We start from the raw sequence: 11196 nt of genomic DNA, 5'->3' as shown, positions 1-11196 counted from the left end.
TGATGAAGACGCCGACAGAGGACGAGCCTCTGGAGCTGCTCGATGATGCCAGGGCCGCGTTCGACGCCGGACGGGCGCTGGTCGACGCGGGCCAGCACCGCGCGGCGATCGGCAAGCTCCAGGCCGCTGCCCAGAACGCTCCACTTCGCGCCGCGGCCCTGTACTTGACCGGTGAGTGCTTCCAGCGCATCGGGGCGGAATCGGCCGCGGCCATTGTCTTTCAGCAGGCGGCACTGAGCGGTCCCGGAGATGACGACAAGCGTCTGCTGTACGAGAGTGCGCGGGCGTTGCAGGAGCAGGGCAGGTATGCCGAGGCGGCCGATCGCTTCGAGACGCTGCTCGCCTGGGACGCGACGTACCAGGACGCCTGGAAGCACCATGAGTACTGCCGGACGCGAGCCGACTCGCCGTCGACCGCACCGGATACAGTCCGGCAGGATTCTCCCCATTCTCCCTCCGTCCTCGTCAGGGACCTGGAAGCACGCGGTCTGCTCGGGAACTCCGACTCGCGGATCGCCGCCTACGACGCGCTGTTCTACGTCCAGTTCGACCACACCGGACTGCACGACAGCGCCAAGAAGCGCCTTGAACTGGTCCAGTTGCTCACGGCCATCGGGGATGTCTCCGCCGTCGCCACCTCGCTCGACGTCGGCAGCGGCACCTTGCGCTACCCGCAGGTCCTCGACCGGTACGGGGTGCGGTCGTACGGCATCGATCTCAGCGACGCCGGAATCCGTGTCTGCGTGGACGATCAGTGGGCGCGCCGCTTCGCTGTCGCGGACGGCACGGAGATGCCGTTCAGGGACGGCTCCTTCGACCTCGTCACCTGCATGATGGGGACGGTCAACCACCTGTCCGGGGCCCAGCGCGAGCGCTTCCTCGCCGAGTCGTTCCGGACGCTGCGGCCCGGCGGGCTCCTTGTCGTGAGCGCATGGGACCCCGCTTGCCGCTTCCAGACGTTCCTGTCCTTCTACTCCCCGACGGAAATGGCCCAGCTGCGGGGCCGGTTGAGCGACCCGGAGGACCTGCGCGCCGAGTGCGCCGCGGCGGGCTTCGGGGATGTGCGCACCACGCCTTTCTGTACGTTCCCCGACTGGCAGGTCACGGGGGCCGGCGCGGCAGGGACGGACGCGGACCACCTGGCCAGGCTCGCGGAGCTCGACCGGGACCGCGCGGCACAGGATCCGACGATCGCGGGCCAGATGTTCCTGCTCAGCGCGCGACGTTGACCTCCGGCCGGGGGAGCGCGTCCGCGAGGGTGTCCGCCGTGAGGAAACGGACGCTGCGTATGGCGATGCCCTCGCGCCGGCAGGCGGTGGCGAGCTTCATCGCCGTGATGGAATCCCCGCTCATGGCCCAGGTGGTCAGGTGGAAGTGTGAGGAGTGGGCCGCGAGCATCGCGTCGTATGCGTCGGAGACTCTCGCCCGCGCTGCCTCGTGCTCCCGGTGCTCTGGCGGCAGTTCGAGGGCGTCGCGGGCCGAGACGGACGCGTCCATCGGGCGACTCGATGGCCACGAGTGCCCTGTCAGCCGAAGCGGTGGGTGGTCGAGCAGGGCTTTCAGGCACGGATCGCCACGGAAGACCTAGCCGACGCTATGAATTTCAACGCCCAAAGCAGAGTCGCGACGGCCCACGCCATCACCGGATTGCTGGTCGCCCGAGCCGTCGATACCCGGGACGACCTCCATGCCTGGCTCGACCACCAGGACCATCGTGCCGCCCTGCGCACGGTGAAAGGAGTCGGTCCGAAGAGTGTCGACTACATCGGTAACCTCGTCGGCCGGTCGCAGGTTGCAGTAGACGTACACCTGCGTTCCTTCGCGGCGGATGCCGGTGTCGCGAATCTGCGATACGAAGAGCTGCGCGCCGCTTACGAAGAGGCCGCCGCGCTTCTCGGGCACGAACCCGGCGGGCTGGAGCACGCCGTATGGCGGTTCAAGTCACAGGCCGGCTGACGGCTCGAGCAGTCACATGCCGGTTTGATCTCCGTGGAGCCAGTGTTCGCGAGGAAGGGCCGGGCAAATGACGAGTGGGCTGCTTATCGAAGGGCTGGGCTGGTGGTCAGGGCTGCCGAGCGCAGGGGGTCAGGGTTTCGCTCGCCAGCGGAGATCCGGGCGCGGTCTGCGGGGGAGTAGCGCGCGGCGTGCGTGCGTGCGGGGCACGGGGGTTCGGGGAGCAGGAGCGGCGGCGACCGAACTCACGGAGCAGGCCCGCGCGCGGCGATCTGCGGACACCCAGGCCTGCGCGCCTGCCAGTTCAGCATTCACTCGCACAGTCACGTGCCCCGCGAGCGCTGACACAGCAAGCCCCGGACCTGTGTGTCCTGGGCGGCAATAGTGCCTGGTCCCGCTGCACGGGTTGCGAGAACTTCGGCTGCTCGTTGATCAATTGGGTGCATGATTCGGCCATGCCACAGCTCGCGCCTATATCCCTTGTGAAGGCCTCCGGAGCCGACGTGATCGTGCAGCGCAGGCGGCGCATCACGTTGATCGCTGCAGGGGGCCTGGTCCTTGCTATTGCCGGGGCGGTGCTCTTCACGTGGGAGCCGTGGGTCGACAGGTCGCCGTTCGTGGCCCGCACCTACGTCGTCGCAGGCACAGCGCTGTTCACGGACGAAGGCCACGGCGTATGTCGTCCCAAGGAGAGCGCCGGCAAGCGCAAGCTCCTGGGCGAGGACAAGCGAGTCCTTGCAACCGGCTGGGGATCAGAGGGAGAGATTCTCTCTTCCCGGTACGGCGATGCCGCGGGGAAGTGCCTGTACTACACCGAGTACCGCGATGTACCCGCCGGCGAGGACACCTACTACGAAGTGGGAGAGGAGAAGTTCTACACGAGCGACGGAGATCGGTATGAGTCCAAGCTGACGGAGTCGGACCTTCGCAGCCACTTCGAAGAGGTGAAGAAGAACTACCTGCACTTCAAGGCGCCCCGCTGACTGCTGGCCGTACGAAGCCCATGCTGCGGGCGGCAGGATGCTCCTCGGGTGATCGCGACTTTTCTAAGCCAATTACCTTCGGATGGTGCGGGCGACAACTCCGGCGATGGCGCCACAGCGCCCACCCCCGCCCACCCCCGCCCATCCCCATCCCGGTCCGGGGCGCGGTCGGCTGGTACGTCGGGTCCGGGCGTTCCTCGTGGTGGCGGGGGACGGGGTTCGCCCAGCGCCACCAGGGGGTCAGATCGGCAGCCTGCAGCCCGAAGGCGGCGGCCACCCGGTTCAGGAACGACCACGTCGCCTCACCTGCGACGGGCACCCCCCCTACGCCGTATCGCTGGACGATGCCGCGGCAGACGTTCCGGACGGCTTCCTTGGTGGGGTAGCGGGTCGCACCGATGGTGATGCCACTGGGCACGGGTATCTCCGTTCGACGCAGGCAACCGGGAATGCGTATGGCGAGGCCGAAGACACCGTACTTTCCGGTCACCTATTCGAAACTCCAAACCTCTGTTCCCAGCACGCTGACAAGGTGTCAGTGCACGCTGTCATGCTGCTCACCAGCCGAAAGCCGGTCCGGCCGAGGCCGACTGGCAGACGGAGTGAAGGCTTGCGGAAAGGGACGACGCGGTGGCAGTGAAGGCGACCGAGGAACAGGCGGCAGCACGAGACAGCTTTGCTGCCGGCCATGATCTTGCCTTGGTGGCAGGTGCCGGTACGGGAAAGACATCGACGCTGGTGATGATGGGCGCCGCACCCCCCTTTTTTTCCGCGGGGAGGTGAGAGCGGTCCACGCATGCACGTGACAGGCGAGTTCGCCGGCGCGTTCAGCTGTGCGAGCAGGACCGGTGCAGTCGGTCGAAGACTCCCTTTCCGCCACCGGCCCAGCTGGCGCCAGCAGGTCTGCCCCGAGCCGAACCCCAGCTCCAGCGGCAGGAGTTGTCAGGGAGCCTGGGCCATCTCGAACACGCCAGTGTGGAGCGCGCCAGTAGGTGTCAAGACCACCGTTGGAGACGAGGGCGCGGAATCGCAGGGCGGCTTCGGCTCCGCGGAGGCTACCGAGCATGGCGGTGAGGAAAGGGCACGGCCGACTGGGTCATGATCTGCTGGGACACTAACGACTCATAACAAAAGGCGGCTTGTGGATCTCCGGGAATGACGGCGTGTCAGTTTTCGTTGATGCTGACCGAAGGGGGTGCGAGCCAGTCGAGACCCGGAAGACCGCTGCCAGGCCCTGGGAGATCGAAGACGAGTTGTGGGCGCGCATCGAGCCGCTACTGCCGGTCGTCCCGCGCAATCCGCGGCGTCCAGGTCGTAAGCGTCTGGATAGTCGCAAGGTGCTGTGCGGGATCCTGTTCGTGCTGTACACCGGGATCCGCTGGGAGTTTCTGCCCCAGGAGCTGGGTTTCGGCTCGGGGATGACCTGCTGGCGACGGCTGCGGGACTGGAATGAGGCCGGGGTCTGGCAGCGCCTGCACGAGCTGCTGCTCTGCGAGCTGCGGGCCGCAGACCTGCTGGACTTCTCCCGGGCTGCGGTCGACTCCAGCCACATCCGCGCGATGAAGGGCGGGCCGGCTACCGGTCCGTCCCCGGTGGACCGGGGCAAGACCGGCAGCAAGCACCACCTGATCGTCGATGCGCACGGCATCCCGCTCGCGACGATCACCACCGGCGGCAACCGCAACGACGTCACCCAACTGATCCCGCTGATCCAGGCCGTCCCGCCGATCCGCGGCAACCGCGGCCGGCCACTGCGCCGCCCCAAGCACCTCTACGCCGACCGTGGCTATGACCACGAGGTCTACCTGGACAAGGTTCGCCGGTTCCAGATCACCCCGCACATCGCCCGGCGCGGCGTCGGGCACGGCTCCGGCCTGGGCGTCTACCGCTGGGTCGTGGAAGGGGCGATCGCGCTGCTGCACTGGTTCCGGCGCCTGCGTACCCGCTGGGAGATCCGCGATGACATCCACCACGCGTTCGTCACCCTCGGCTGCGCCGTCATCTGCTGGCGACGACTGCGCACCGCACTTTGCTGGGAGTGAGGGCAGGCGATGTGCTTGAGGAGACGGCCTGCTCGATGCGTCAGAACGCACTCGTAGCAGTCGAGCCCGCACAGCCTCACAGCCGGGATTTCGGTACGTCGACCTCACATCGTCCGCCGGGCCCGCTCGCACGCCGCGTCGCGGCCCAGTTCGTACTCGAAGCGTGCCGGCTAGGTGTTTCGAGTCAGCGGTGGTCGACGTAGGCGACGAGCCCGCCGACGGTCAGGCCCAGCGCGCATCCGCGGCGGAAGGACTCGTAGCGCATGACCGGGGTGTGCTGGGCGTCGGTCATCGCGTACGGTGCGCGGATCCCCAGTTCCACGCCGCACAGGCACACGACGTAGCCGTGACGCAGGGCGGCGGCCTCCCACTCGGGGTCGTGCGGGACCCAGGTCCGGGAGTAGATCTCACCGTCGGGCGTCCGCAGTTCCAGCCGGGAGTAGGTGTATCCGTAGCACTCCTCCAGTTTTGGCTGTTCATCGGGTATCTCGTGCAGCTCCCATCCGGGGATCGAGGGCAGGTCGCAGAAGACCTCGGGCGGTAGGCGCCTCATGCCGAACAGGATGGCGCCTTCGAGCTGCGGTTCCTCGGGTATCTCGTCGAGCGAGGCTCCCTTCGGCACGACGTACCCGAAGTAGCCCACGCCCACGGCATGCCTGAACTCGAAGAGGGCAGTGGGCATGCGGGGTGTCTGTGCGGGATCGATGGTGATTGTGCCTTCCGCGGTCTCCAGGCCCCCCAGCACGCACTCGAGCTGCAGCGCGGGGTCGTCGCAGAACAGGATCTGCCCGAGGTCGTCGACCTGTTCGAACTGATACCAGCTCATCTCCTGCAGCCCTTCGGTTGGTTGCGGTTCCGCGTCCGCGAAGCAGACGACTCAATGTTGAACCATCCTATTGAAGGATCGTTGAACGATCCATACATTGAACGCGTGCACCATCAGGCCGGCGGTTTCGTCGAGAGCAGGGGTGAGGGTGAGCGCGGAGGAAGCAGGCACAGGGCGGACAGGCGTGGCTTGGCGGGTGCTGGTGGGCGCCGCGAGCACCGGCGCAGCGTTGGCGCTGTGGGCGATCGTGCGCACAGCCGTCGTCGCGCACGCCCGGTGGATCGACGTGCTGTGCGCGCTGGTGATCCTCCTCGGCTGCGTGTTCTTTGGCGCGTGCTGGTACTTGGACATCCGGTGGCTGCTGTGTGCGGTGTGCCTCCTCGGGGTGCTGTTCCTGCAGAACAAGGAGCTGGATCAGCAGGTACTGCACCAGCACGGGCGTACCGAACACGTCAGGGTCCGACAGATTCAGTGGTCCGCCGGCGACGGCATGGGTGACAGCGCCCACCTCTACACGGTCACCGTCCTCGACGGCCCACCACTGGCTCCGATCGAGGAGAACGGGCTCATGGGCTGGAAGTGGGTGGTAGGCGGCACTTACACGGTGACCGTCGATCCGCAGGGCATTGCCCCGCTCAGGCGGGGGGACAAGCCCGGGCCCCCGGTGATCCAGCAGTTCCTGCAGATCCCGCTCGGCCTCGGCCTGGCCTTCGCCCTGTGGCGGCCCGCAGGGCTGCTCCTGCGCCGACAACGCGTCCCGTCAGCCGGACCCACTCAGCCATAGGGGGCTGTGACTGAGCGGCGCCGGGGCGCCGGCAATCTCACCCGCTGGTCGCGGGAGTGTGGATGGTCGGCGTCGTCTCGGTTGATCCGGTCCCGCTCGCTGTCGTGACGACCGGCCTAAAATACGCCGACTTTTCGAGCTTTCTGTCACCCACGGCGGTCTCAGTCCTCGTGACAAAGCGCCAACTGTCGTCTCACAGCTCACAGCTCACTGCGCACGTTGTAGGCGCCGCAGGAGTGACAGATGTCGCGCCCAAGTGCCAACCACCTCGCTCAATCACACCCCGGGGCCGCGGCGATCGCGAGCACGGGCGACTTGTGCCACAGGACTTCCGGGGGTCGGGACCGGCGCCAAAGTCATCGCCTCGACCTGGACGTCGATGCGTGCCTGATCGGCGTCCACTTTCAGGAACACGTCGCCGACGGGCAGGGTTGCGCGCTCGGAATGGGCGCCTACGACCTTGACCTCCTCCATGGCGACCGATATCCCGGATGACCGTCGACGTCGCCGGGTTTATCGCGTGCGATTGCGCGGCTGACTGCATCCCGCTGCCCGGCGGCCTCGTGCACGGCACCGACCGCTGACAAGGCCAAGCCCAGCACTTTTGTTAGGAGTCCTGAGCCCCCGGCAGATCGCCCCTCAGGTCGCCGCACCGATCACCCTTGCCATGTACTTCTCGAAGAGGTCCGCCTTGTAGAGGAGCCCGCTGTACTCGACTGGGATCCGGTACCCGTCCACTTCGGCAGTAGGTGTGCCCGGCCCGGCGTGCCCGTTGTAATGCCCAGCGGCAGCGAACACCTTCTCGGTGGAATCCACGAAGTCCCGGTATTTCATGGACTTCACGGCAGTGTCGAAGGACGGGCTCCGCAACCCCTTCACCTTGCTCGCCAGTTGCAGCAGGCGTGCGTCGGTGAAGCCGTCGACCTCCTCGGAAGGCTGGTTCTGGTAGAGGACGGCGTGGTATTCGGCGAACTTCCCCGTCTCCACCGCCGCGCGCAGCGCGTTGACCGCCTTCTTCGAACCGTTTCCTCCCAGCCGTGGGTCCAGGAACGACGCCATCGTGTACTCGACCTTTACCTTGCGCCGCAGGACCCATTTGGTCAGGACCGGGCCGCCGCCCGAAGTCTCGAATTCCTTGCAGTACGGGCAGCGTGGGTCTTCGTATAGGTGCACGGTCACCTGAGCCTCGGGGTCGCCCACCAAAATACTTGTGCCGTCCGGTTGCACCTGCTCAGGCACGGCAGCCAACCCCGGGTAATCGGCCTTGGCGGGGCTTTGTTGCCCGTCGCTGACCTTGCCCGCTGTTTGTTGCCCGCCGCCGGCCTGGGCGACCGGGTGGTGCCGAGGCCCGCAGCTCACCACGGCCGCCCCGAGAACGCCTGTCAACACGGCTGCCGTCAGTTGTCTACCTGCACGCTTCAAGCGCATCATGCCCCCTGTGGTCCTGGAAGGGGAGGGTAAGCCATCTGCTGTAGGACCGTGGCCGTGGGGTTCTTCGTCCTGTTCACCTGGTGCCACCGGTTTCTGGTGTGTTCCGGTGGGAATCGTTAGCCGTCCAGAGGATGTTCTGTAGGACATCACGCCCGGAAAACTCAGTAACGGGGTGGATCCGCGCCGACCTCGCGACCTCAGCTCGTTTCGTGCCCGCATGCGCGAGGCCGGTCACGAAGTGGGACGTAGAGTTCCCGGTCCACCGCCGCGTGTCCCCGCTCTCCTGCGTAGACGAGGTAGGCCGCGACCTGGGCGTTGGGCGGCGTCGGCGTTCCGCTCGGCCCGGCCCAGCAGGTGCTGCATGCCGTCCGGGGTGGTGTCCCCGGCCCACTCCGCGATCGTCCAGCGGTTCTTCGGCGGGAGGTCCGACAGTAGACCGAGCACCAACTGCCGGACGCGACGGCGGGGTTCAACACGCGGGAACCGACCTGCGATCCGTCTCGTCAGGCCCTCGAAATGCCCTCCTGCCGACGGGCAGGGTCTGCGCCGGCACCCGCGGCCACCGCGAGATCGTCAGTCTTCGCACACCGATGATGGACTCTACGAGTCGAACCAGCGGAACCAGATGGGCCTGCCTACGCCCACGTGCCAACTCTGGAAAGCCGTACGACGCTGTTCGGGCGTCGTCAGCGACTCCTCGTGGGCGAGCCAGTCCAGGTACCACTCCGCGAATGTCGCGGCTTGCCGGTCATCGTTGAGCAGCGGGTTCAGGCGATCGCACGTCGCACGCCCGTCGAACCACATGGTTCCTCGCATGGGTCCGCTGACCACGAGAAGCGTGTAGAAGCCGCAGCCGTCGTCGTTGAGAAAGACGGCCCCGGTGGCCCGAGCGGCTTCGATCGCGTACGCCGTCTCCTGCCACGCGTTATGAGCAGTTTCGTAGGCCGCATCGGAGATGTGGTCCTCCCTCTTCGGCTGCCTGTCCCACGCGTCCTCACTCTCCGCCAGGGCGCTGTCATGGTCGGGAAAGGGGACATGAAGCCTGTCGTGGTCCTCAGGCCGGGCGCCGTCCCAATCCCACCGTGAGCCGTTGAACTGCAGCTTCCGTACCCGCCCGCCCGCGCTGACATGCAGCAGGTACTGGCGGTAGTCTTCGGGGAACTCCACGCCGAACTGTTCCTCCGCCTGGCGCACCTGCGTCTCGCTCAGGACTTCCGGGAGACCTGGTCTGCCGAGACCCATGCCAAGCCGCGCGTACAGAGCGACGGTCCGATCCCGCGCCTCGTCCCAGTTCACTGCATGCATGCCCGGCAAGATAACCGGTCAACCGACTACGGCGTCGGCTTGGCCCCGGCGCCTCGCAGCCGTCACGGCAGCCCGGCTACGAAGATCACGATCTTCCCCCGTAGTACTACCCGATCAGGTCGAGCTGGTGGCGGGCGCCGTCGGCCAGCGCGGTCCGCGCCCGCGGATGCCTCGGGTCACGGCCCGTCAGGGTGACGCCCGAATTCCCCGCGTGACCTGACACGGGGGTGGCATGCCGTCACCCAGTCCTGCGGATGCTCGGCACGTCGTGGATCGCCTGCCGCAGAATGCTGTCAGTCGAGTCGTCGCACGAATGCTGAGGGTCAGTCAACTGGGGGTGGGGATGGACGGGGTGCGTCAACAGTCGCCGGCGTACACGATCGATGTTCAGAGGCGTGGAGTTGAGGCGTGGCAATCGCAGAGGCTCAGTCCGGACTGGGTCTACGGACGGCAGTCGGCGGACGCTGCCGTTCAGGCCCTTGACCTATACCTGGAGCAGCACCAGGAGACCGTGACTTCCCTGGTCAGTCCGCAGTCCCAGGAGCTGCGGGTTCTCGTCACACCTCAGAGATCCGGTACGCGTCCCGCCGTATTCACATTGCGGAGCGTGCTGGAGCACCGGGTACGACGAGAGGTCGGCCGACGTCTGGAGGCGCAGCGGCGCCTGGACCGGGCGACAGAGGCCCTCAGGACATCGGTGCGGGATGCCGCGGCGGCCGGCATCCGGCAGAGCGAACTGGCGCGTATGTCTGGTTGGAGCCGCGAGACCCTGCGAAAGATGAACCGTGATGCGTGAACGCGCGGATCAGGTTACTCGGTAGGCGAGCCAACCGTGTTGGCCAACCTGGTTGGCATGTTTATCGCGGTGGGTATATTGAGGCTCACAAATAGCACTCAGATTCACAACTTATGCCGGATTGTTCACCGATTGCCCTGAATCTCGGATCGTAGTTTTCCTCTACCGCTCTGTAGTTGGCTTCGTGGTCCACGTGACAGAGAGGCAGTGACGCCGGAATCTGGTCGGTGTCAGGACAGGCCCTGCGTCCGGTCGAAGTCAGCAGGGCCTGTCACCGACTCCCCAAAGGGAGGTCCCGCATGTACTACACCATCATGCTGTCCTTGATCCCGCCAGTGAGCCAGCACCCGGTGCAGGCTGTCATCTGCGTCATCCTGATCATCATCGGAGTGCGAGTCCAGGAACGCCCGTTCGGTTGCCGATAGGCGTCATCCGGTGCGGGCCGCGCGAGGCTCGGCCCGCACCGCCGAATCTGCCAGGCTGCGGACGGGTGTCGCCTTCGTCCCGAACTGGCCGGGAGGTCATTGAGATCGCGGCGACCTGGCCGAGGCGGGGGAGTCCGTTGTCCTTGTACTGGCCGGAATCTCAGTTTGGGAAGCTGTGATCATCACCGGCTGACTTGGTTATTTACCCGGTGAAACGAGGGAATCACGGGCCGCTTCGGTGCCCGTGGAGGAACTGTGGTTTCCCCTGGTTCCCTGCTCGTTCTGGTGCGGCTGTGGCGCGGGACCGCTGTGAGCGTGACCTTCTGATCCCTAGCTCTGTGGAGATGGGGGGGAGGTCATGCAGGGGGTGTTGGGAGGGTTCTGAGGGCCGCTGTCGGGTGCTGGCGATTGTTGGGATGCTGTACTTCGTTGCAGCACGTCGGCGGCTACCAGTCCCGCCAGTCACCGTGATCTCGGTGCGGTTGATGCCCCGCCTCGATGCCTGAGCGGTCACATCGATGCCGTGTGCCCTCAAGGCCTGATTGGCGTACAGGCACAACCCATCGCGCTCTTCGGTCTCATGGCCGGCGCCGTCGTGGTCCTCGTTGATCTCATTCAGCGCCAGGGCGACATGCTTGATCGTCGGATCCG

11 protein-coding genes and 2 pseudogenes are annotated in these 11196 nt (G+C 66.4%); 7 read left to right on the top strand and 6 right to left on the bottom strand.

Annotated features, from left to right (window positions below; genetic code table 11):
• Positions 1–2: 2 nt before the first annotated feature.
• Positions 3–1229, top strand: coding sequence for a methyltransferase domain-containing protein (locus tag ACFYW8_RS36645; protein ID WP_389088977.1), 1227 nt, complete (start codon positions 3–5; stop codon positions 1227–1229).
• Here the strand turns inward: ACFYW8_RS36645 and ACFYW8_RS36640 are convergent.
• The gene (locus tag ACFYW8_RS36640; protein WP_389088974.1) at positions 1213–1497 is read right to left on the bottom strand and encodes a hypothetical protein; all 285 of its coding nucleotides are present in this window, start codon (positions 1495–1497) and stop codon (positions 1213–1215) included. The two genes, ACFYW8_RS36645 and ACFYW8_RS36640, sit on opposite strands and share 17 nt — an antisense overlap.
• Positions 1498–1542: 45 nt before the next feature.
• Between ACFYW8_RS36640 and ACFYW8_RS36635 the strand changes: the two genes are divergently transcribed.
• From ACFYW8_RS36635 to ACFYW8_RS36625, 3 genes are all read left to right on the top strand, one after another.
• Entirely contained in the window at positions 1543–1956 is a 414-nt protein-coding gene (locus ACFYW8_RS36635; protein WP_389088971.1) for a hypothetical protein, read from the top strand.
• Between the two features lie 452 nt (positions 1957–2408).
• The gene (locus ACFYW8_RS36630) at positions 2409–2936 is read left to right on the top strand and encodes a hypothetical protein (protein WP_389088967.1); all 528 of its coding nucleotides are present in this window, start codon (positions 2409–2411) and stop codon (positions 2934–2936) included.
• 1241 nt (positions 2937–4177) lie between these two features.
• Positions 4178–4978, top strand: coding sequence for an IS5 family transposase (locus ACFYW8_RS36625; protein WP_389089127.1), 801 nt, complete (start codon positions 4178–4180; stop codon positions 4976–4978).
• A 184-nt stretch (positions 4979–5162) separates the two neighbouring features.
• On the opposite strand, the gene ACFYW8_RS36620 is transcribed toward ACFYW8_RS36625, so the two are convergent.
• Positions 5163–5804, bottom strand: a complete 642-nt coding sequence (locus tag ACFYW8_RS36620) for a hypothetical protein (RefSeq protein ID WP_365880488.1) — start codon at positions 5802–5804, stop codon at positions 5163–5165.
• 184 nt (positions 5805–5988) lie between these two features.
• Here ACFYW8_RS36620 and ACFYW8_RS36615 point away from each other — a divergent pair, with 184 nt between their 5' ends.
• A complete protein-coding gene (locus tag ACFYW8_RS36615) occupies positions 5989–6588 on the top strand; it encodes a hypothetical protein (protein WP_389088962.1) in 600 nt (199 codons plus the stop codon).
• Between the two features lie 281 nt (positions 6589–6869).
• Here the strand turns inward: ACFYW8_RS36615 and ACFYW8_RS36610 are convergent.
• The 4 genes and pseudogenes from ACFYW8_RS36610 to ACFYW8_RS36595 form a co-directional block, all read right to left on the bottom strand.
• Positions 6870–7062, bottom strand: a pseudogene (locus tag ACFYW8_RS36610) (aminoglycoside phosphotransferase family protein); the annotation flags it as partial.
• Positions 7063–7227: 165 nt separating this feature from the next.
• Complete coding sequence (locus tag ACFYW8_RS36605; RefSeq protein WP_389088959.1) at positions 7228–8019, bottom strand: DsbA family protein; 792 nt, start codon at positions 8017–8019, stop codon at positions 7228–7230.
• Between the two features lie 212 nt (positions 8020–8231).
• A pseudogene (locus tag ACFYW8_RS36600) lies at positions 8232–8526 on the bottom strand (IS701 family transposase); the annotation flags it as partial.
• A 93-nt stretch (positions 8527–8619) separates the two neighbouring features.
• Positions 8620–9324, bottom strand: a complete 705-nt coding sequence (locus tag ACFYW8_RS36595) for an SMI1/KNR4 family protein (RefSeq protein WP_389088956.1) — start codon at positions 9322–9324, stop codon at positions 8620–8622.
• 607 nt (positions 9325–9931) lie between these two features.
• On the opposite strand from ACFYW8_RS36595, the gene ACFYW8_RS36590 reads away from it, so the two are divergent.
• Both ACFYW8_RS36590 and ACFYW8_RS36585 read left to right on the top strand, forming a co-directional pair.
• Entirely contained in the window at positions 9932–10120 is a 189-nt protein-coding gene (locus ACFYW8_RS36590) for a hypothetical protein (RefSeq protein ID WP_365874960.1), read from the top strand.
• Between the two features lie 299 nt (positions 10121–10419).
• Positions 10420–10545 carry a hypothetical protein gene (locus ACFYW8_RS36585; RefSeq protein ID WP_389088952.1) on the top strand — a complete coding sequence of 42 codons (126 nt, stop codon included), beginning with the start codon at positions 10420–10422 and terminating at the stop codon, positions 10543–10545.
• Positions 10546–11196 lie beyond the last annotated feature (651 nt).

The organism is Streptomyces sp. NPDC002742 (genome assembly GCF_042888885.1).
GTDB lineage: Bacteria > Actinomycetota > Actinomycetes > Streptomycetales > Streptomycetaceae > Streptomyces.
This window is presented reverse-complemented; position numbering and strand designations above follow the sequence as displayed.